18 protein-coding genes and 2 pseudogenes are annotated in these 23756 nt (G+C 33.1%); 1 reads left to right on the top strand and 19 read right to left on the bottom strand.

Annotation, left to right across the window (positions count from 1 at the left end):
- The first annotated feature begins 212 nt into the window (after positions 1-212).
- Positions 213-1391, top strand: coding sequence for a hypothetical protein (locus SK578_RS06070; RefSeq protein WP_042751176.1), 1179 nt, complete (start codon positions 213-215; stop codon positions 1389-1391).
- Between the two features lie 105 nt (positions 1392-1496).
- On the opposite strand, the gene SK578_RS06065 is transcribed toward SK578_RS06070, so the two are convergent.
- The 19 genes and pseudogenes from SK578_RS06065 to SK578_RS05985 all read right to left on the bottom strand — a co-directional run bounded on the left by SK578_RS06065 (position 1497) and on the right by SK578_RS05985 (position 23584).
- Positions 1497-3254: a glycoside hydrolase family 13 protein gene (locus SK578_RS06065; RefSeq protein WP_042751175.1), complete on the bottom strand. Its 1758-nt coding sequence runs from the start codon at positions 3252-3254 to the stop codon at positions 1497-1499.
- A gap of 175 nt (positions 3255-3429) precedes the next feature.
- Positions 3430-3921: a phosphoribosylanthranilate isomerase gene (locus SK578_RS06060; protein WP_042751174.1), complete on the bottom strand. Its 492-nt coding sequence runs from the start codon at positions 3919-3921 to the stop codon at positions 3430-3432.
- 63 nt (positions 3922-3984) lie between these two features.
- The gene (locus tag SK578_RS06055; protein WP_042751173.1) at positions 3985-4866 is read right to left on the bottom strand and encodes a diacylglycerol/lipid kinase family protein; all 882 of its coding nucleotides are present in this window, start codon (positions 4864-4866) and stop codon (positions 3985-3987) included.
- 110 nt (positions 4867-4976) lie between these two features.
- Positions 4977-5831 (bottom strand): annotated as a pseudogene (locus SK578_RS06050) (ADP-ribosylglycohydrolase family protein).
- A 40-nt stretch (positions 5832-5871) separates the two neighbouring features.
- Complete coding sequence (locus SK578_RS06045; RefSeq protein ID WP_042751172.1) at positions 5872-6489, bottom strand: SAP domain-containing protein; 618 nt, start codon at positions 6487-6489, stop codon at positions 5872-5874.
- Positions 6490-6662: 173 nt separating this feature from the next.
- Positions 6663-7283, bottom strand: coding sequence for a hypothetical protein (locus SK578_RS06040; protein ID WP_042751171.1), 621 nt, complete (start codon positions 7281-7283; stop codon positions 6663-6665).
- A 102-nt stretch (positions 7284-7385) separates the two neighbouring features.
- Positions 7386-7569: pseudogene (locus tag SK578_RS10625) on the bottom strand (ATP-grasp domain-containing protein); the annotation flags it as partial.
- A gap of 13 nt (positions 7570-7582) precedes the next feature.
- Positions 7583-7822, bottom strand: a complete 240-nt coding sequence (locus SK578_RS06035) for a hypothetical protein (protein ID WP_042751170.1) — start codon at positions 7820-7822, stop codon at positions 7583-7585.
- Between the two features lie 324 nt (positions 7823-8146).
- The gene (locus SK578_RS06030) at positions 8147-9211 is read right to left on the bottom strand and encodes a hypothetical protein (protein WP_235228649.1); all 1065 of its coding nucleotides are present in this window, start codon (positions 9209-9211) and stop codon (positions 8147-8149) included.
- 2 nt (positions 9212-9213) lie between these two features.
- On the bottom strand, positions 9214-9477 hold the full coding sequence (locus SK578_RS11260; RefSeq protein WP_235228648.1) for a hypothetical protein: 264 nt from the start codon (positions 9475-9477) through the stop codon (positions 9214-9216).
- A gap of 98 nt (positions 9478-9575) precedes the next feature.
- The gene (locus SK578_RS11255) at positions 9576-9737 is read right to left on the bottom strand and encodes a hypothetical protein (protein WP_235228645.1); all 162 of its coding nucleotides are present in this window, start codon (positions 9735-9737) and stop codon (positions 9576-9578) included.
- A gap of 556 nt (positions 9738-10293) precedes the next feature.
- Complete coding sequence (locus tag SK578_RS06020) at positions 10294-11412, bottom strand: Abi family protein (RefSeq protein WP_042751169.1); 1119 nt, start codon at positions 11410-11412, stop codon at positions 10294-10296.
- Positions 11413-11504: 92 nt separating this feature from the next.
- Positions 11505-12848, bottom strand: coding sequence for a hypothetical protein (locus tag SK578_RS06015; protein ID WP_050491246.1), 1344 nt, complete (start codon positions 12846-12848; stop codon positions 11505-11507).
- 12 nt (positions 12849-12860) lie between these two features.
- Positions 12861-16097: a type I restriction endonuclease subunit R gene (locus SK578_RS06010; protein WP_042751168.1), complete on the bottom strand. Its 3237-nt coding sequence runs from the start codon at positions 16095-16097 to the stop codon at positions 12861-12863.
- A gap of 12 nt (positions 16098-16109) precedes the next feature.
- Positions 16110-17330, bottom strand: coding sequence for a restriction endonuclease subunit S (locus tag SK578_RS06005; RefSeq protein ID WP_050491245.1), 1221 nt, complete (start codon positions 17328-17330; stop codon positions 16110-16112).
- A 1-nt stretch (position 17331) separates the two neighbouring features.
- Complete coding sequence (locus tag SK578_RS06000) at positions 17332-19071, bottom strand: type I restriction-modification system subunit M (RefSeq protein WP_042751167.1); 1740 nt, start codon at positions 19069-19071, stop codon at positions 17332-17334.
- Between the two features lie 140 nt (positions 19072-19211).
- Positions 19212-20381 (bottom strand): hypothetical protein, encoded by a 1170-nt coding sequence (locus tag SK578_RS05995; RefSeq protein ID WP_042751166.1) that lies wholly within the window; start codon positions 20379-20381, stop codon positions 19212-19214.
- Between the two features lie 23 nt (positions 20382-20404).
- The gene (locus SK578_RS05990; RefSeq protein ID WP_042751165.1) at positions 20405-21475 is read right to left on the bottom strand and encodes a hypothetical protein; all 1071 of its coding nucleotides are present in this window, start codon (positions 21473-21475) and stop codon (positions 20405-20407) included.
- 330 nt (positions 21476-21805) lie between these two features.
- Positions 21806-23584 carry a recombinase family protein gene (locus tag SK578_RS05985; protein ID WP_042751164.1) on the bottom strand — a complete coding sequence of 593 codons (1779 nt, stop codon included), beginning with the start codon at positions 23582-23584 and terminating at the stop codon, positions 21806-21808.
- Positions 23585-23756 lie beyond the last annotated feature (172 nt).

The raw sequence follows: 23756 nt of genomic DNA, 5'->3' as shown, positions 1-23756 counted from the left end.
TCTTAAAATTATCTGATCATCACTTTTCTGTTGATAATTTTTTTAATGAAGCAATTTATGATTATTTTAATAAAGCATTTGCTGATAACAATGAAAATATTATTAATGGTATAGAAAATTACTTTAAAAAAATAATCTTCCTTCAAGATGTAAATGGCCCCAAAAAAATTACACTAAATATAAATAGCATATCTAGAATACTTTATAATAAATTGATAAATCCACAAGAAGATCATCTCTTCACCAAAATTAAGAGCTATATTTCAGAGAATCAAATAAGCAAAAAAATAAATGATGATGTAAAATTACTACTATTAATTTTAGATAAAAAAATAAATTTAGTTTTTAATTTCAATTTAGACGTCAGTGTTAATACTCTTAATTTAGACGTCAGTGTTAATACTCTTCTTGAAAAAATACAGAATATTTCCAAGGAAGCAGATAAACAGTCTCTAGAAGAGCAATTATTAGATTTAATTAGTAAAAAAATAAATAATAAAATACCAATAATAATATTTGATCCCTCTGATTTCCAAAAAGTTAGATCGGAGCGAAAAAAATTTTACAAGACTTTGTGGGAGAAGGAAAAGATTTCATTAAATTCTTCAACTTTATTAGCTATTTTATCCATTTTTGAAGATAAACAAATCGATAACTATGAAAATATTTATGATAAACTAAACACTCATGATGCCAAAAATACTATAATAAAATTATTAAATGATATAGATTCTAATATTTTCAGCAAATTCGAAATTCCCCCACATGAATCAGATAACTTGTACATTACCTCTAATATTAATTCTTTCAGATCTATAATCCGAACCTACATGAATCATAAGGATAAAAAAATCCCGTTTAATCTTTTCAACCCTATCATTTTATGGGAAGAACTAACTAATGTTCAAAGTGAGATTTCTAGAAAACATTATAAAGAAATATTTAATACTTTAAATAAAGATTTTATCACTGAACAACTGAATAAATCTTCTATTTCCGTAATATCATTTAAAAAACTACTCGAAAACTACAAAGATTCATTTTCAAGTAAAATTAATATCGAAACTCTAGAAAATGAAAAGATGAAATCTCTGATTCAAATACCAAAAAAGACACTTAATAGAAATTCCGATAAAAGAAAAAATAACAAAAATTTACTAATAAAATACATTAACCAACATTCTATAAATGATAATCTTGATAAGAATTTTATCAACCGATATTCAGTAAACGACTTACTGAGTATAAAAGATTCAATAAACAACAAAGAATTATATCTAGATATTCTGAATATGAAAAAAAATACTATTAGAAGCACTAGTAATATTAATAAAATAGAAAAAGTAATAACTGAATTGAAGTCTAAATTATCAGATACATCTTGGGCATGAGATATTTTTAAATTAGTAAATCACTTAAAACTGGAGCTATTTCACTTCAAATCAGTTATCCTTAACTACTTTTGACATAAGAATCCCTCTTATTCAGACACCAAACTAATCCCGAGACTTTTCTCGATAGAGCACGAATCCATTTGGAGAGATCACAAGCTGATTTTCCAATTCTTGGCAATTGCTTGCTAGTGCAACTGTTTCTTTCTCTAAAAGATAATCATCTTTTGATTGGTTAAAGATCGCTTTAAGGACCTGTCCTTCGTATTTCCATTCCAGAGCTACTAGATCAGTTTTGATTTCTTGGAGACTATACTTGCCATGCGAAATGATTTCTGACGCGTGTTTGCGAATTTTAATCAGCTTCTTCACGAAGTTTAACATATCATGGTCACTTGATATGAGTTCCCAAGGCATACAACGTCGACAATCTGGGTCTGGACCGCCAGTCAAAGCTAGCTCGGTTCCGTAATAGATGCAGGGGGTTCCCTTTTGTAAAAAGAGAAAGGATAGGGCTGATTTAACCAGTTGAGCGTCTTCATTGGCCGTCCACAAGATTCGTTCTGTATCATGCGAATCCAAGAGATTAAACATAACTTCTGAAATCTGCTGCTTGTAATACATAGATTGGCCATTGATTTCATCGATGAACTGGTCTGTCTTCTTAACTCCTCGTAAGAAATAGTCCTTGATGCTATCAGATAAAGGATAATTCATGACCGCGTGGAACTCATCTCCATTTAGCCAAGGCTGAGACGTATGCCAGACTTCTCCTAAAATATAAAGATCAGGCCTTTTAGCTAAAACTGCCTTGCGAAAATCCCTCCAAAACTGATGGTCAATCTCATTAGCCACATCCAAACGCCAAGCATCGATATCAAACTCTTCAATCCAATAAGTCGCAACCTTTAAAAGATAATTCTTGACCTCTGGATTGGCTGTATTTAGCTTAGGCATATAGTCCTCGAAACCAAAAGCATGATAGGGTAAGTCTCTCTTATTGGCTAGCTTTTCAGTCGTCACTGGGAATTGTTGAATATGGAACCAATCCTTATAAGCAGACTGTTCACCATTCTTGACAACATCTTGCCATTGAGGAGATTGCGAACCAATATGGTTAAATACAGCATCCAGCATGATTTTCATGCCACGCTGATGCGCTTGCTCGACCAGCTCCTGAAAGGTCTCCTTGTCTCCAAAATGACGGTCAATTTCAAAGTAATCTGTCGTATTGTATTTATGATTGCTCGTAGATTCAAATATAGGACAGAGATAAAGCCCAGTAATGCCCAAGTCTTGCAAGTAATCTAGATGGTCAATAATCCCCTGTAAATCACCACCAAAGAAATCATCACTATTAGGTGTGATAGATGAATCCCAGTCTAAAGTCCCTTCTGGGTTTAATCGAGCATTTCCATTGGCAAATCTCTCAGGAAATATCTGATACCATACTGTATTTGAAACCCAGTCAGAAATCTTGCAGGCATCAATCTCATGAAGATAAGGCAACTTAAATCCATTCCCAATAGCACGAAGATTTTCTAAAGAATTTTCAACACACCCTTTATCGCCATACAAAATGCTCTGGCCTTCTGTATCCGTGACTTCAAAGAGATACTGGATACGTGCAAAGTCAACGGACACTTCAACCTGCCAATAATCAAAGGTGGTATCAGAAGTTATCTTGGACATTTCCTTTGTATCCTGATAAAACTCCTCCATAAAGATAAAAGGATCACCATAATGCAAGTTGATGCTTTCAATATCCCCTTTCTTAGTTCGAATCCGAATATGGAGTTTCTTATCCTTATAAAGATAGGCAAACTCCGACTCAGGCCTATGGTAAATAGCGCTTAATTCCATCAATTTGTCTCCTGATTTACTTGGTTGCATTTACGACGCAAACGTTTTCATAATTGTAATTCTAGTATACTACTTTCGTATTTTATTTTCAAGGCTTGTCCGTAGATTCTAGTGGTTTGGTTCTATAAATAAAAAAGCAGCCAGTCTTACAACTTGCTACTTTTCAAATGATGATTTACAAATATCTTTCCAGCCACTCAATTTTTTTAAAATCCTTATTGTTATTGTGCTCATTTCGATAAGAATCTTGAGAAGAAGCCTTGTAAATACTTAAAAACTGTTCCAAACTTGGAACGCGAAAAGTGATGTTTTCGAGATGAATCGGCTCTATATCCGATTCCGAAACTCCTGCAAAATCAGATAAAGAATCGATACTTCCGAATTCAACACTCAGACCATCTTTTTGGAATTCATGCTCATGAATATCTATTAAGGCGTAGCCTAAGTGTTTCATCACTTTCATTATCTTGTCCCACTCATAAATTCTGAGATGATCAGGTGCTTCCCAACCTCTAGGGTCACCAGGCACATGAATGTCAATGTCAGACGGCCCCCATTCTTCATTTGATCGGTATTCAAACCCCAAAGACCCCATGAGCGTCGGAGTGATTCCGACTTGGTTTAAATGAGAACAAATTGTTCGAAATTCATCAAATAGAGAATACATTCCTCCTCCAATCGTTGATATAGAACTTAATTTCGTTGTGAATAATAAACTAATTTTTATCTTTTACTCTTTCGGTTTTGAAAATACTTCTACTCGCTGAGCTAGGACTTTAATTTCCACAGGTAGGTTATCCGATTTATCGCCGTCAACATCTGACTCCAATTCACTATCAGAAGAGATTTTAATATTACGCGCTCTGATATACTCGATATTATCATTTGAGACAACATCTCCTTTTAGTAAATCAGGAATAACGGATAATTTGGAGAATAGAGACGCATCTTTCAGAATCAAAATATTGGCATAGCCGTCTTTGTTTTCTTCAAAGATTTTCTTATCAGCGAAGTAATTTGTCAAGAGAACCAAAACATGGCTAGCTTCACCAACATAATTTCCATTTTCTGTCTCAACCTTAATGTTAAAGACCTGATCCGTCATGACGGACTTCATGGTATTTACAGCATAGGCTAAAATACCGAATTTTGTCTTGTCCTCGATTTCAACATTGTGAATCGCTTCAGGAAGAGAACCGATACTAAAGATATAGCCAAAATAATTGTCATTCGCTTTACCGATATCAATCTTATTGGTTAAGTTGAAATCCAGTTCATCAATCGCGCCATCAATGTCTTGATTGATTTCCAACAGTTTCGTAATGAGGTTACCCGTCCCACCTGGGATAATCCCTAACTTAGGAATGTAGTCTCTCTCAGCAATACCCGAAATGACTTCATTGACAGTCCCGTCTCCACCAAAAACAACCACTGCATCGTACTGCTCACGTGAAGCTTCCTCAGCAAAATGTGTTGCATCCAGCGCTTTTTCTGTAATTTTGGTTTCCACTTGCTCAAAGTATTCTTTTGCTTTATTCTCCAGCTTTTCTTTGTAATCCAAAGCCTTCTCGCCACCAGAAGTAGGGTTGATAATTAACATTGCCTTTTTCATTAATTTCTCCTTAATTTTAAATAGAAATGTTTACATTTCGTCGTATGCAAGTAAATGTAATCCTATTATATAATGAAAATACGGAAAAGAGAAATATGAAGTACTAGAGATTAAAACTCTTTTATTTTATTTTCCCATCGCATAGCTACATCATTTAAATAGTCATCCAAGTAAGAATAGGCCTTATCCTTTATCCAATCAGGAATACCATAAGCTGCCTCGGCTATGCTGCCAGTAATTGCAGCGAGAGTATCACTGTCGCCACCAAGGGAAATGGCATTCCTTATTGCATCTTCGAAGTCTCTACTTTCAAGAAAGGCGATAATGGCTGGAGGGACAGTTTCCTGACATGTTTCGTTAAAACGATAGTTAGGACGGATTTCATCTAAAGTTTGAGATAGATTGTAGCCGTATGTCTTCTCTATATAATCCTTAATCCGTCTTTTACATTCGGTAGGATTGTCATTAATTGGTTGCTCGTATTCTCTACAATAACCTCCAAAGTAAAAACGACATAGAAAAATAGCATCGGCTGTAGCCATGGCACCTTTGATACCTTCTGGATGGTTATGAGTTACCTCTGCAGAAAGACTCGCAAGTCTTCTAGATGATGGCTACATACCAGATCTTGCATAAAAACCACAGTCCATGACCCAAGCGCAGGGAGAAACACGCATAGCTGATCCATTCCCAAAACTATTATAAGGCTCACGGTTATCGCTGTTTAGCCATGCATTAAACCGAGCACCGTAATCAGCATTCTGATACATTCTGCCATATTTCTTCATCGCGTCAATGAAGTCGTCTTTTTGTCCCCCATTCATGATTGCTTCAGCGACAGCACAGGTCATAACCGTATCATCTGTGAAAAAGCAGTCTTTCCGAAATAAAGGAAAGTCCTTTGTTTTGATATTGTTCCACTCGTAAACAGAACCAACAATATCTCCAATAATTGCTCCAAGCATGGTATTCCTCCTTGTGAACTCTTGGTTTAGACTGATATTTCTACTTCCCATACTCGTTTATTCTATCAGCATATTCAGTCAAAAGATTCTTTGAATAAATTTTTTCATTTTTTGAATTTCTAACTTCTTTCCAAAGAATAGAAGCTACTTTTAACTTGTTTGAGTAGTTACGACTATTTTCATCTGCATAGAAGTCCTTTAAAAATTGGTTCCATTGACAAACCGAATGATCATACTTGGCATAATCTGAATTTCCATAATAAACTTTTAGCATATCTTGGATTGTAAAACTCAAATCATGTTCTCTTTTTACTTTTCTCCAAGCTGTAGCCATATCAGCAGTAAATTTAAAGGGTGAAACATCTGTTAAAGTTGAGAAATATTCTCTAAAGTGAGTGTTAAAAGAGAATCCACATTCAAGTAAGGGCGTATTTAATGTAACGACTTCTACTCGTTTCTTTTTCCTTTTTATTGATGATTTTTTAATCAACTTCCCCTTAAAGTACTGCTCAATAATATCATTTAGTTCCTGTTTTGTCCCTCTATATTCAAGTCCTAATGACTTGCATATCTGTGAAAGTTCATCACGATACCAATAGTATTTATTGAACTCATCAAAGGATGCAATTTTTTCAAACTCAGGTCTGCTTTTTATCAAAAAAACACCTCCGTAAAGTCAATTTAGGTTGTCATTGCTAAATAATGGAGTTTTAGTTTCATTATTAGGAAGAAAATATCAAAAAATTTAAACCAGATTTTCCATAAGATTATAAATTTAACTTATGTGTTTACTTTTTTATAAATAAAGACATATAGGCTTACAGATAAGCTTTAATCAATCTTCTTAAGATCTTCTTTAATATTTTTTCCTTTTTGTATCCTATCATTTTCTTTATTAAGTCTAATAGAACCTAACAAATAAGTTAAATAATGATCCAACTCATTGTAGTATATATGACCTACTTCATTTTTTCCAACATAAAACCATTCAATATCATAATTATAATTCTGATTGTTCTGGTTCAGATATTCAAAATAATTCCATCCATCGTCCGTATAAGGTTTTTTGTGAGATTCTGGCTCTGACTCATAAGAGCAAGGAAAACGCTTCTTATATTCCTCTGTTAACCAACTTCTATCTTTACCGTCATTTTCAAGGAAATTTTCAAGTAGTTTTTCATAATCTTTCTTCGTTATTGGTTTCGCTTTTAAATAGTTTGAAATTGGTTCGGAAGATATTAATTTATTTTCTCTCATTTTATGTCTGAGATACAATATAAGTTCAATTGTTGCTGGATCATCACCATATGTACCACATTTTACATTATTATCTCTATTTTCTATTACTTTTTTATATAATGGTTCAATGTCTTTCAAACAATCTTTTCCGAAGATTTTTTCAATATATCCTTCAAATACTTTTTCCACATTCTTTTTCATTTTATTTTCCATATTAAGCCTTACTTTCTTTTTTAGTTAAATAATCGAATGATCAATGTTTTTTATTATCTAAATCAAACTAGTTTTATGAGAATTGATTTAGTTTAAAGCAGATAGTCCATAAGCTATAGGCGCATCTTTCCAACATGATTTTGCTTCATCAATTAGACTTTCATCAAAATGTCCATGATAACTAACCTGTATAGGGTCTTACATCTAATACTTGAGCATCTAACACAAAACACCGCCATTCTAGTATGAATTCTACAACTTCACTAATATTATATCTATAACAGAAAATCTTTTCCTTATTATTCTTTGTTCAAAGATTCCAGAATTTCTCTATAACCTTCGTAGAAACGATCTCTTGTAACTACCTCACCAGGATATTTTTTTTCAAGAAGTAAGAATATATCATTTGGATTAATTCCTTCATCTAAAAAATCTTGATACAGTGGGCTACATAACCTCATTTCACCTTTACTTGAAAATTTTAAAAATGTTCCATATATTGGAATCATTGACAATAGATTGTATAGACTTTTTTTCATTGTTTTCCTTTTATCTAAGTTTATTAATTTAATCAAATATAACTAACCTATCATTACTGAAGTTATTAAAGGTAAGATTTACTTTTTCATAAACCTCTTGAGTTTCCTTATAAATCTTATCCGAAACATATGAAGCTCTCAATTCGGATTTCTCAATAAGCACCCACTTTAACTGAGAATATGAATATTTTGCAAAAGTAATCCATTGTGCGTAATTTATTATCATAGGATTTTTTGTAAAGTAGATTTTCCCTGCATTAGCAGATGCGGCTATAAAATGTCCAATAAATAGCATCGTATGTAATTTGGGGTGTTTCTCTCTATCTAACGAAAAAGGAATAGAATTTTTATTGAATGTCCTTCGTTGATTTTCTTAAGGGCGTATCCAATTCTGATTATAACTTCAATAATCATTGTGGAAATAGCCATACTACTAAAATAAATGAAATCATAGCCTTCGTAATACATTCCTTGTACTATTTCTGCTATTGTTTGATCCTCGTCACCAATTTTTCCAAACTGAAGCAAATTAAATAATCCCATCAATGGTGCAGGTAATCCCATTGATGTCGTAATATCAGATTTAAAATGAATTATCTGTTTTGCTATTGCTGCAAAAATATCACTTTCTTTTCTATCTGTGTAATTATCCATAAATTGAGATACTATTTTCCCAGTTTTATCAATAGTAGTCATCTTACCATTTAGAATATCACATACACCAATTACTAAACCAAGAAGTGGATCATGTCCAAGAGATAACAATCTATGATAATATGCAGATAGTCCATTAACATTTACTTTAGTATGACGATTATCTTGAGCATCAAAAGGGACTTTACTGACCTTTGAATTTGCCAACTTTTCCATTTCTTCTTCAGGAAATCGTTGATTAAACCAGTCTCTTACATAATTAGATAAAGGGCCACCTTTTAAACCATTCGGAGTTTTCTCAGGTATTCCAATTAAAAGAATATCAACAATCGCTGCTAATATACCAGCTCCTGCACAAATCGATATATCAATTTTATCAAGTTTATGAATGTCGTTAAAATCATCCTGTAATGATTGAATAACTGTCTGATTAAGTTCCAATTCTTCATTTGTGAAAAGTGCATCTAGTTCATTCATTGAACCAACTTCGCACTCCGCTTTTATTACTAAGTCTTCCCATTTAGGTACAACGATAGTTTGTTTTTTAGTTTCGGTATCTATTATTGGTAAATCAGTCAGAGTATAGCCTAGCTCTCTCAATAATTTTTCACTTTCCTCTATACGTTCTTCTGCAATAGACATATCGGGTCTGTTTATTAAATCTAACTCTTTGGTTTGATGAGTTAAAATATTATTGAATTTTTGTTCTTCATCAGAATAAATGAATTTACTCATTATTAGTCCCCTATATCGTTTTTCAAATCTTTAATTGCTTGAGTTAGGAGGATATTTAAACTCTGTAAATAATCTAGGCGTTCCTTATCAGCATCTGCCTCAGTTTTCAGAGCTTGTATAATAGCTTCATGTTTTTGCAATGCTTCTTTATATAACCGTTCTTTTTCCTGTTTAAGTTGTTTATTTTTTAGATTAGAAGCTAATAATATACCGCCTCCGGCTAATACAACGACTGGAGCAGCCATTACAAACACTCCAGCTACCATACCACCTCCAACGACACCACCAATAGCTGCAAGACCTGAAGTAATGCCAGCCGCTGATAACCCTACAGTACCTAAACCATAAAGAGCTGCGAATGAACCTATCCCACCAATACCTGCCCCAATGCACCAGCTAACACTTCTGGAATTGGACTCTCTCTTATTGTACGTGTTTTATCATTAAGAGCTGCCGCTGCTTCATTAATTATGTTTACAACTTGTTGTAGTGATTCTACATTTTGAAATACTGCTTCTTTACTCATAAAAAATCCTCAATCTTTTATTATTTTAATTATACCATGTATAAATTGAAAAACTGCAACATAAAAGTTACAGTCTAACAATATTTATCCCAAAACAGTATGAAATACTCCCATATCAACATGATTCATTTGTGGAATCTGTTGGTGATTAACTACATCTCACTAATAAGCTAACACACTCAGCGCTTCAGACTTACAGTATCATTTCGTCGATATCCCTCCTCATTCTACAAGTCCTATTCCATGTGCGAAGCATCTACTTCAACTTCGCTGATGCCTCAGCTCGTATAAGCAGTGATACCGCCTCAACATGTGCTGACAGTGCCTACACATACTATAGAACGAAATGAAGCTGCTTAACTTTGCAATAATATTATTGAACGAAATCAGATTATCATAATGCCCATACAGAGCGTAACGAACTAAAAGTCACTCAACCAAGAAAACCCTGACAAATGCCAGGGTCTTCTATCGATGGAGATACCGTTTCTCCAAATGCTTATAAAGCTTTTCTTATGTATTACATTATACAATATCAGTTTGTTGATGTCAACAACTAAAATTGAAAATTCACTTTCTTATAAAGATAATTTTTCCAAACAGATAACTGAGTCTCTCCCATTCTTTCTAGAAGTCTTTCATTTAAATCATAGTTCCCTTTGAATCTTTTATTATTACGGTAAATAATTTTCTGCAGTTGTTTGTAAATTGGTTTAGTGTCAACAAAGAAACTCAAGATTTTCAACACATCAAATAATTTTATTACCGACGCTGGCGTAGAGGAATTTGAAGTATTATGATAAACAGGAGTTAAATTAAAAACATGTATCAAATTCCCATTTATTTTCATATATTTCGGAGTTCTAAAACGAGAAATCAATAAGCCATGAGCACAATGATTTCGTAGTTCTTTAATAAAATCTAACATATTCAAAAATTCTGCTCTATGACGAATTACAATCCCAAAATCTTTCATTACACTATCCAGCACATCATCTTCAAGATAATGGAGCAATCGTAAAATTGTTCCAAAATCTAAGGTTTCTATACTTACCCAAAAAGGTACTGCAACATTATAGTCTGGATTTGAGTAACTCCTATTTTGGCTATTATAACTCCGATAATAAGGGTGTGTATTTCTTGCTGAATATGTTAAACCATATGAACTATCTCTATAAAAATTAGCATCAATGTGGTCGTTAAATTTAACAAGTTTTGTTAAAAAACCTTGTCCAAATAGATTAAACTGACTAAAGTGTCTATAGATTGATTGATTCTGATAATTCTGAAATGGATAATTAGGTCTAGTAATTGGATCGATATACTTTTGAGGATTAAGGTATTCCATAGTAGTATCAGTCGTACGGCAATGTTTTTGAGAAAAATAATAAGCAATTGAATTTTTCAATTTATCTTCTAAAGAAATTACAAGATTAAAAATTTGACTAGATAGATTTTTGTCGAATTTATACAAGTCTAAAAAATCTTCAATACTCTCTCCATCATAAAGCTTAATATTTTTATCTGGTAAAAGTAAGGACTCTAGACCGTTAAACAAATTAAAATAATTGTTATTAAGCAAGGCCTTATCCAAATCGTGCTTAGTAAATTTTAAACCTCTTTTTCGAAGGATGCTTTCAATATCGTTTCTCGATTGAGATGTTTTAATACCCACTGACAAACTCCCGTATATATAGTATCTGTTATTATACCAGAAAAACTCTATAACAACAATGGTTTCTGAACTGCTCAAGTGTGGTCATTTTTTTATGATGGGAAATCTTCGTTAAGCTCCGCATCCGGTACTGTTTCTGTAGCATCCAATAGATCCGGATTTTCTAGTTTGTCGATATACTCTTTAACTTTTGAATCTTCAGATGAATGATTTCTACGATTCGTACACTGAGGTTCTGATTGATAAATATTACGTATATTCTTTATATGCTCTAAATCAAACGATTTTATATTTTCAATAAAAAAATCCATAAAACAATCTGCATCATAATACCCCATATATGAAGGTATAGATTTAGCCATAAGTTCAGTGAATTCTACCAGATTAAAACTATTATCCTCTTTTAGAGTATCATATAAATTCCTAATTAAAAGTGGACTGTGTAGTTCATCATGTTCTTTGAAATACTCATATATTGTCTTTTTTTCTCTTGGATAAAATGAGCGATAGTGATTTAGACATTTAGGCTTCAATAATACATATTCGGATATATAGGAAAACACATCTTCAAAAGATCTAAGCAGATCCATCACAGCTGGAAATGTCGTAATTAATCCCACTAATGCATTTTTTTTCAAATTACTAGCTTTTAACTTTTCTATTTGAATTTTAGAAAAAACATTTAACACACCATCATCCTTGAAAATATTTGAGTGCCCTTTTCGAATTAAATAGTCAGTTATTGCATACGCAAACATATACAATCCAGTTGCGTTTTTTTCACAATGTTCATCTTCTGAAACAAGTAATAATCGTATAAATGTTTTGTACGACTTCTTTAACGAGTCATACGTCATTCTTTCTAAATATTTATTCTTAATATTAGTAATAATTGATTCATCAATACTATTTTCTGGAACAGATAATATTTTCTGGCTATAAGCTTCCACATCGTTTTCAACGAATGAAAACAAATCCATAATAAACGGTGCTTTTACCGATAAGATATTATCATACATGGAACAGATTAGCATTCTAGCATGGTAATCACTTGGAAGAAACAAAGAATTATCATTAACCTTTAAATGTGCACATTTATTTCTACAGTTTTTCAGATAATCTATATCTTCTGTAAATCTATCAAAATATAGCGCACAATTATCTTTAAAAAATTGGATTATTTCATTTTCTACCTTTGAGTACTTTTCATCATCCTGAATCATCTGGTTTATTTCTGACAATTTTCTTGTTGCTTTGGAATCTCCTTCAGAAGCCATTGTTTGTAATTTATTGTATAAATCATAGATTACGAATGAATAAAGCAATACTACAGAAGCTCTGTAATTCTTACTATAATAGGACTGTAGAATTTCCTCAAAATAACCTCTTGAATCAGCATTGTCAAATACTCTCAAATCTCTTTCATCAAAAAGCATGATTTAACCTCCTTACGCAAGACCAATCCATCCATACCCTTGTACTGCCATGTCGACAAAATGATTGATGAGTAAGGAAACCTTAGAATCAAATGCTACTTTGTCATAACTCTCAGGAAGATCCTGATTTAATGATAATTCAACTTCATATTTAAGTTTGGCACGCGGCTGTTCGTCTTTGTACCAATCTACAACAAGAAGATTACTACGATTATCCATCAATTTCTTAAACAGATTTTTTGCAGAGAGTTTTACTTTTTGTTCCTCAACCTGTGTCAATTTCTTTCCAGCAACCAATAAATCGTAAATTTCCAATTCTTCTTCAGCAAGACCTTCTGTATTGGCACGATTGTCCTCTTGACGAAGTTCTTCAAGGAGTTTTACAAGTTGCTCGTAATAATCTTCATTTTCAGTACCGCCTGCATTATAGGAATCAATAATGCGTTTGAATCGTTCAGAGAATTTCGTTCTAGTGCAATTTCTCTTAAGCATTTGTTCTAGCGCTTGCTCTATATATTCCTTCAAATCATCAATTTCAATAGCTTTATACTCAGCCAATTTTATTTCTTGTCTTAGCTGCTCAATATCTACTTTAGATAAATCTATGGCCTTTGTCCCTTTAATCATGTACTGAGCTTCTTTCTCCCGAACATAATTAACGAAATCCTGACTTGCAATTACACTACCGTCTAGAATTTGATTCATTTTTTGTCTGGCACGAGCTACTTTTTCATCATCAATAGTATGGTAAAACAATCCGTGTAAATAGACGAGTGGTGCAAATTTATCATTAGTCCAATTTCTTTCAAAGATTTCTGGTTTTGATGCTTCGTAGAGATTTGTTAATGTGTTCAGTATAACCTTGAATTTCTCTTTAGCATCATCTTTAGAGATAATAGCGTCATAAGCTCTTCTTAAAGCATCCAGTTTATCCAGAGTATTGGAATCTGCAATGATTTTTTCTAGTGAAACATCTAAAGAAAGCAAGAAAGAATCTGCCTCATGAATTGTACCATCAATGTATCCGATTAGCTGATCTATATCTTTTGCAGGAAATTCTGTTCCGTCATTACCCGTGGCATATTCTGTTAACGCTTTCTTCATATATTTAAAAACATTCACATAATCAACGATAATTCCAGCAGGTTTTCCTGGATAAACTCTGTTAGCACGAGCTATTGCTTGCATCAACGTATGCCCCTTCATCGGCTTGTCAAGATAGAGCGTAGAAAGGTTTTTCACATCAAATCCTGTTAGCCACATGGCACACACAAACACTAATTGCAGAGGATCATCTGGACTCTTGAATCTATCCTCGATATCTCTCCCATCAGGTGTGATTTCTTTCATCTTTGCACGATGCTCTGATATTTTTAATCCCTGTTTAGCAAATTTGGTAGTTTCATCGTTCTCTTCGGAAATAATAACAGCCATTTCCACGTTATTCATGTAAGTAAGAATGCGTTTAAGCTGATCACGTTCTTGTTTGGTAGTGGCAGAATTTCGCTGCTTCGTAAACTTCTGCTTTTCGATATCCCAGTAATGTTGCACTTTGTCATACATTTTGACAGCTGTATATTTGTCAACTGACACAACCAGTCCCTTCCCAAGAAATCCCCGTCTTGGAAAGTGGTATGCAATATCCTGCGCAACCTTATCCAGTCTGTCATCACGTTTAATAACTTCTAAAATACGAGAGGATGCATTTTCTAACAGACGGATTTCGTCGTCGTTAAGATTTTCTTCTTCGATAATATCTACAACATCATCATCAAGGAAATTATTTTCAAGACCTACTTCCGGAACTCGTCTGGAATAGAACAATGGTACAGTAGAACCATCCTCGACAGATTGTGCAAAGTTATACTCTGAAACATACTCACCAAACCATTGATTAGTAAGACGCTTAGCACCGAGAAGTGGCGTTCCTGTAAACGCAACAAAATTAGCATTAGGAAGTGCTGTTCTCATATTTTCTGCTAAATCTTTGTACTGTGTTCTATGTGCCTCGTCAACTAGAACAATGATATCATCACGTGTAGAAAGAACAGGATACTTCTTCGTCTTGTCGTATCTGAACTTATGAATCAGTGTGAAGATAAATGCCTTGTTTGTAGTCAGGAATTCTTGCAGTTGCTTGCTGTTTTTTGGTTGACACTCTTCTTTAGAACCAATAACTTCTGTACGCACAAAATTCTTATGAATCTGTGTATCCAAATCTTCACGGTCTGTGATAATAAGAAATGAAAAATTACCAGCTACTTTGCGTTTAACCTTACGAGCAAATATAACCATAGAGTAGGACTTACCAGAACCTTGTGTATGCCAGAATACACCTAACTTACCATTCAATTCTTTTCTGTTTCCCACTGATTCCATCAGATTGTTTACGCCTAAATACTGATGGTTTTTAGCGATAATTTTTATTCGTTGATTTTCAAAAAGTATAAAATTTTCGATATAGTCAATCAATCTATCTTTGTTTAGTAAACCATCAACAAAATATCTTACAGAACTATCTTTTACATTTTCAGCTGAGTGAATCGCTTCTCGATCCAGTATTTCTTTTTCACTATCAACTTTAAGCCATTCAAAAAAGTAGTCATAAGTTGCATTAAAGGCACCTAACTTTGTTTCTAATCCATTTGAAAGAACACAAATCTGATTGAATGCAAATAGATTCGGGACATCTCGTAAATAATCCTTTAAATTCTTATTATATGCTTCTTCAATCTTAACGATGCTGTTCTTCAGTTCAATGAACACCATTGGCATTCCATTGATGAAAATAAGGATATCCGGTCTACGATAATAGACCTTTCCTTGAATCCACATCTGAGAAACTGCTGTGAAGGTGTTATTCTCCGGATGCTCAAAATCGATAAGCTTTACAAAATCAAAATCTTCTTTTCCATTTCTACGGACTGTGATTTTTATATTATTGCGGATTTGTCTGTATATTTTATAGTTGGTATCAACAATATCCGTACCTGTGTAATCCTGCCTTAAGGACTTTACTATTTCCTTAATTTTGTCTTCGGAGATAGTAGGATTGATACGCTTAAGGGAAGACAGCATAACATCAGGAAGAACACATTCTTTCTTAGAACTTCTTCCTGTGCCATCATTCAAATCATCACGCTTGCTTGGATCAGCATCACAAATGAGGATATCATACTTAAATGGTTCAGCTTTTAATTTTGCAAGTATCGCCTGTTCTATATCGTCTTCAGATATAAAATTACGCATATGGACCCCTCCTTATACTTCAAGGTTACCACACATTAGGCGTGGTAAAAGCATGTCTCGTTGCTGAATTAAAACCTTGTTTTGCTTCAGTAAAATTCTAGTTTCATTATAAATATCATTTTTTTTCTCTTCAAAAAGCCGTACCACTTCATCATCTGGCATAATAATATTTACTTTATTTATTAAATCTTGACTGATGTTTTGCTGTGCAGCTCCAAAAGAAATATTTTGTAAATATTCTCTAATAGACAATAAGTAATGAAACAAATAATGTTTCGAACTAAATTTCCTCTTATCATATAAAATACAGCATGCCTGGCTACACGTCATCTCTTTATCTAAATATCCTAATTTTCCAACATTATTCCCTGCATACATAGCCATCGCGACAGAGTTGTTTGGCAACCATTTTGCTGATGATTTATTCAAGCCAAGCTCAGTGATATGCTCATCTGTATCTAAAATTATACCGTCGTTCAATTCCGCTGTTTTTAACCACGGTATATTTCCATTCACAAAGTAATCAGAATTTGATCTTTTAGGAGTTCCGCCAGATGTTGTTTCGTAATATGTTCTTATCTTATCCTTTACCCAATTTTTAGGCATCCCACCTTCAAACTCCACATTCTCATATCCCGGAAAACGGAATCTTACGAACCATTCCTTATATAAATTCTGTGCCATTTGCTCCAACAACTTGATCCGCTTGTTGTTGTTTTCAATGAGGTTGTCGTAAGCTGAAAGAATATCAGCTATTCTTTTCTGCTGTTCATCGGTGGGAAGTGCTATTTGCAAATTACCAATTTGCTTAAGGTTAATATTGGGTTGCGCTGCTTGAGCACTCATACAATTCACATAGGCATTGAAACTTTTTTGAACCATAAAGTAATATAGATAGTCAATATTTACACCTTTGTTAAAGCGAATAAGTGCTACTGCTTGATTGGTATTAGCTGGAACATCTTCTTCTTTTACAATTGCAAGTTTGCCAAGATAAATTCCTGCCATGGAAAATAAAATATCGTCCGCCTCAATTTGAGATCTTTTGAGTTTATTATGTGTGCTCTCTGAAATGAACATCATTCCACTAGACTTATCCAAATACTTAGCCTTTCCTAACATTTCAGAGCGAAAATAATTTATTCCTTCTTCTGCAAAGCTTGCACCTATATTAGATGGAGTTGTTCCCTTTGTTATTTTCGTTGTTATATCCCTAAGTTTTACATATTCCATATCACTCACCCAACAATTCTTTCAGATTATGTGCAATGAGTTCTTCAAGTTCCCTTGCCTCAGCACTTAAAGAAATAAATTCAGAATTAAGGGATAGCATTTCTTCTTTAAATTCTTCCTTAGTTAAGCCATCGTCTTCAATAACCACACCTACGTAACGTCCTGCATTGAGGGAGTAGTCCTGTTCAATAATTCCGTCTTCACCATCCATTGAAGCAGCTTTACAAAGACCAATTACATCAGCATATACACCGTGTGGAAATCTTTCTGTTAACCAGTCAATCTGAGATTGCCAGTAATCTTTAGTTAAAACTTCTTTATCATCAGAAGATTCTGGTGCATTTGCAAGTTCTGTTTTGTATTCATCAAGCAAGTCAACAAGAGCCTGTGTATCGCCGTGATATAGTTTTGTTATGACACCAAGATTTTTAATCTGTTCATCAGAGAACTTTCTATGAGCGCGGTCAATCTGAGTAAATACATTTCTAGCATCAATAAATAAGATTTCATTTTTCTTCTCAGTATTTGGCTTCTGCTTATCAAAAAACCAGAGAGTTGCAGGAAGAGTTACTGATGAAAACATATTAGAAGGAAGAGTCACCATCTGTGAGATGATACCTTCTTCAATCATTTTCTTTCTGATTTCATATTCTGAACTGGAAGCATCCGAAGCAGAATTTGCCATCACAAGAGCTGCTTTTCCATTCTCATTTAATGCAGTAGCAAAGTAGCCAATCCATAAATAGTTAGCATTTGGCACTGTTTCTTTCTTATCAGCGTTTTTCTTTGTCGATTTACTCTTGTTTCTTGGTACACCATACGTATTAAAACGAGCATCATCAGAAACTTTCTCAACCACAACCTCGTCTACATTAAAGGGTGGATTTGCCATTACATAGTCAAATTGTCCAACTGCATTATACGGATCTGAATAAAAAGAGTTAGCTTGTGTAATATCACCACGGATATTATTAAGGAGAAGATTCATCTTTGCTAGTTTTACTGTATCCGGTTCCTTTTCAACACCATAGCAACGGAATTTCATTTGTTCACTCTCGCTGGCGTTGTGATTATGCATGTATCTTGCAGCCTGAACAAACATACCTCCTGAACCACATGCTGGATCTAGGAACTTCTTTTCACCTGGTTGAGGATTTAATACTTCGACCATATATCTTACAACAGTTGCAGGTGTATAGAATGTTCCCCCATCCTTACCTTCCGAAAGTGCAAATTTCCCCAAGAAGTATTCATAAATTTCACCAAAGATATCAATGGTGCTATTTTCAGGAATATCCTTGAAAATACGTACGATGTTAGAAAGAAGCTCTGGTTCCTCTTCCGGTACTAGCTGCGCATATACTTCTTTAGGAAGCACTGCCTCCATTCTATGATTTTCATTCTCAATGGCTTCCATAGCTTCCTTTACAAGAATAGCTTTGTTCGCATCGTCCGGCGCGTCATTGATAAAGTCATAATAAGCACATTCTGGAAGATAAAAACCGCACTTTTCTAAAGAAATTTCTTTCACGGATTTTTCCATACGACTACCTTTTAGGCGATTATATTCATCTTCAATTTCATCCTTATGTTGTTTATATAAAATATCTGCATATCTAAGGAAGATAAGCCCAAGAATAGGCTGACCATATTTATTTGCAGCTAAATGCGCACTCGCACGAAGAACATCGGCAGAATGCCATAGTTTATCTTTTAATTTTTTCAGTTCTGTATCTTTCATTTTCTATTTTTCCTCCTTCATAAATTCCAGTACATCATTAGGATAGGAGTACAGTTCAGCACTAAGCAGATACTCTCTAATTTATCTAAAGCTATGTATTTTCCTGTTGGAGTTATACTATGGAATGGAACTATTAAAATTTATTTAGTAAGTAAATCCCCTAACTCACTGCTCAATCTCTGCTTTATAGAACAGAAATCAATACTCTGAACTTTCTCTGTACGTAATCTAATTCTTTCTTCAGTAGTATAAAAATCTAACTCATCTTGAGTGAAAAAATCTTTTGCATCATACCGACGTATAGGTATAATTATTTTATTATAATAAACTAGCATTTTAATTGGATTAGCTCGTAATACCTCGGCCAACCCAGAATCCGCAGTTGCAAAATAGTGGAGATAAATCACATCTGGGTTTTCAATACAATTTAATAAAGTACTTTGCTCCAATAGTCTTATATGAAAAATATCCCATGCTGTATTATGTATTTTATTAATTAACTTACCAGCCTTTAACTGCAACTTTTTAAATATTTCTTGAACCGCACTATCATTTTTCAAAAAAAGTATTAATAAAGTCATTTCCAATTCTAAAAATACGCATAAATCCTCAATACAATAGCGTTTAAACTCAGCCACTTTAGCTTTTGTAGAAAGATTTTTGGTATTTTTCAAAATGAATGCTTTCAATATATAGCAACACACTGCCTCATAATGTTGTATCACCTCATCATTGCTTAGGTAGTATTCTGCATCTTCCCAGATTTCTTTCATCCAAATATATTTATCTGGTTTTAGAGTCTGAGGCACATTAGATTGAAATAATTCAAAATTAATGCTATCAAAATAAACATAACTTTCAATCATTTTAGCTAATAATTCACGATTTATTGGGGTTGTATATCTTTCCATTAAAGCAGTTGAAATATTATTTGTTAGACGCAACGATTTAATCTCGTGTAAAAATCTAATTAAATTCTCCTTATCTGGGACATTTCTTCCTCTATATAAATCATGTATGTAGGTAAAAATGTTTAGGTCGTAATTGATAATTCTGGCAACGGGTAAGAAATTATCCTTAGCATTCACAGTATTTTTATCAATGACCCAAATTTTTGGGTAATCTCCCAAACCAATCAGATTAAACTTTCCATAGCTAAATGATTTGCCTATATTACCAAAATTTGACTTTTCTTCATCAAATAGAAAAACTCTACACTCATGAAGGTTCCATCTATTGAAAACTTCTATTTTCTGTATGGTCGTTTCACACTTAACTAGCTCCTGAATAAAAGGATATATTTCAAGCATAGGTGTTTAACCTCCAAAAATACTTAATTGTCTTGTTCATAACGAATAATTTCTTCCCAATAATCATACTCATCACAAATATACAACATTGCATTAAATAACTTCAAAAACTCTTGTTCTTCGATTTCTTTCTCCCACCGACCATGACTAATCATATGTCGATTTGGTTCATCAAGTGTAAATCTATTAGTATCTTTGAAGAAACTATACAGCCAGTGCATCAGTCCTACATCGCTAAACGACTTATCAATAAATATATTATCAATTTCCTTAATCGCTCGGTGACCTACTGGTATTTTTTTCTCTAATGAAGTCATTTCTGAAATTCTATTTAGTGCACCATCGATTGCCAAACTTCCCAAAGTGTATGCTGCATAAAAGTTTCGATTAAAGTAGCAATCAACCATTGATTTTACAAGAGGAGCTGAATAACACGGCGAATTTTGTAAGTCAATAATAAAATCCTCATTTTTTAGTTTATCCCTAAGCAGCTCTATCCATTCGTCCTCCAAGGTATTCCATTCCTCAGAAAGTAAACGTTGATAAACATTTCTATCACGAAAATAAATAACCCATCCATTTTCTGCCAGCAGTTGAACTCGAGAAATAATCTGCTCAATTTCTTCTTTTGTATAAATCGAAGGCAGTGATTTTAAAAGTTCATTGATGCCACTAAAAATCTTTGAATAATCAATTTGATAGCTAGCAATTAATTTTTTTGCAGAATCTGCAATGTTTTGAATTGCTTGCAAGTGTGTACTTGATAACGTTTTATTGTACGACGCAACCACTTCTGACATGACATTAATAGCGCTTTTTTCAACTTGAATTAATGAAGGCAGACTTACTAAAGGAGTCGTCAAATTAGCAAAATTTACTAACTTAGCTGAATTTAATACATTTGAAGTTGCAATTAATTCTGAAATAATGTTAGCATTTACAGTTGCTTGAAAGTTACTAAAGGTATCAGCCAAAACAGAAATAGATGTAGTATTTTGTCCCAATTTTATCTTCTCAGAGTCGTTTGTTGAGCTGTCTAAGGGAATTTTTTTAGAGTCTATTTCAACTTTCTTCACTTTAATACTATCAGTCATTTCGTCCTCCCAAAACAGCTTATTCATATTGTTTATTATACCACTAAAACTAGAAAAAGACCTTAACCATTCGGTCACAGTTACTGACAATTCTACCTTAGTCCATCTGTCAATTTTTCTCTTTCTATGTGCTAATTATTCTGTCCATTATCTAGCACATAATTAGTCCATAAAAAAACATTTTATACTAAAAACTAAGAATTTTAATTGTTTACTGAAGTAATATTGTAAAAAGTTATTGACTCCTGTAAGATCGTAATGTTTACTATAAAGTTACTAGATTTTCTGTAAAAATATAAACTACTATTCTGTTTCTACTTCGCTTAAGTATCATCTCGTACAAGCAGTGATACCACCTCCACATGCGCTGTTTTCTTTATTTGTACACTTTTTTTCGTCATCGGTTACGGCATTAAAACACAATTTATCATTTTCTATTTTAGCATTCTTCCTTTTAGATTTGTAAGATTTTGCATCTTTAGTCGAAGAATCTCCTGTTTTAAAAATTATAGTCAACATTGCTGGATCAATTTCTCCATCAGAATTTATTCCGCCTACTATAATTTTTTCTACGATACTTTCAAAAATGTCCTTGTCAAACTCAGTCAAAGTCTTTTGTGAAGTTAAAATTTCTTTAAAATTCTCTAATCTACTTTTTATATCAACTTCTGATTTTAAAGTTACTTCTAAGTTTACTTTTTCTTCTAAAAGTTTTTCTTTCTCAATTTGTATTTGATTAAATTTATCTTCATATACAGAATCACTTATTTTTCCATCAAGATTCATTGAAACTAATTTTTCTTCTTTTTTGTACAACGAATTTAATTTACTAACTATCTTATTCAATTCCACTTTTAAGGTATCATCAGTAAGCTCTTCTTTTATAATTTCAAGAAAGTCCTCAGTTAGGTTATGATTTTCATAAAACAACTGTTGGTAGCTCTGTAAAAAAGCATTTTCTATTGCTTTTTCCTCTATTCCTTTACTATGAGTGCAATACTTTTTACCTCTCTTTATAGATGTTGTACAGTGCCAAATAATCTTTTTGTACTCTGAACTAGAGTGCCAACTTCTTCTAGACAGAACAGTACCACAAAAACCACATTCCAATCTACTGCTAAAAGGGTACATTCTTGAATATCTTTCTCGTTTACCTTTTGTATTTGCTATGGTTTTTTTGTTTCCTGATCTCCGTAATCTAATTTCTTGCGCCTGTGTAAAAATTTCTGGACTAATTATTGCATCATGATTATTTTTAATGTAGTATTTATCTTCTTCACCGAAATTTATTAAACGTCTCTTACTAATAGGGTCAACAGTGAAAGTTTTCCCCATTAGAATATCACCTTTATACTTCTCGTTTTTAATAATTCCTAAAACTGTTGTATCCTGCCAGTGATCAAGACCTCTCGGAGTTTTATAACCTAGTTCATCAAGTTCTCTAGCTATTGCCCTACCCCCAATACCATCAATGTATCGTTCAAAAATATAACGTACTATCTTGGCTTCTTTTTCATTTATTGATATCGACTTTGTATCTTGATTATAGTCATAACCAAGACAACCTTGAAAACCAATAAGCTCTCCACGTTGCATCTTCATTTTTAAACCTTTTTTAACATGGGCAGATGTATTTTCAACTTCCTGTTGAGCCACCGAACTCAATATCGTCAATAGTAACTCACCATCCATAGTTAAAGTATCAATATTTTCTTCTTCGAAAAATACACCAATTTGTTTATCTTTGAGCAAACGAACATATTTGAGAGTATCTAATGTATTTCTAGCAAAGCGAGCAATGGCTTTGGTAATGATATAGTCTATTTTTCCATCAAGGCAATCTGAAATCAATCTTTGAAAATCTTGTCTTTTTCCAACTTGAGTTCCTGAAATCCCTTCATCAGCATAAATGTCAACCAAAATCCAATCTTGGTGCTGTGATATATACTCTCTATAATGACGAACTTGAGAATCATAGCTATTTTTTTGATCATCACTATCGGAACTAACACGACAATATGCTGCTACTCTCCTCGATAAAGAACCACTATTATCATTTCTTCTAGTTACTAAAGGATTTGCTTTTATAATTTCAACGTTATTTGACATGGCTTAACCTCCTATTTCTCTGCATTTATTTTACCGCAACCAATAAAAAAGGTCAGCTAATTTGTGTATATTTTACGCAGTTTCAGCTTTATTTTTTCATATTCTTTTTCGCTAATAAGTTTTTTTAGGAATAATAGATTTAGCATCTCTAGCTCGACTATATAATTTTCTA

Source organism: Streptococcus mitis, from assembly GCF_000722755.1.
In the GTDB taxonomy this organism is placed as follows: domain Bacteria; phylum Bacillota; class Bacilli; order Lactobacillales; family Streptococcaceae; genus Streptococcus; species Streptococcus mitis_CM.
This window is presented reverse-complemented; position numbering and strand designations above follow the sequence as displayed.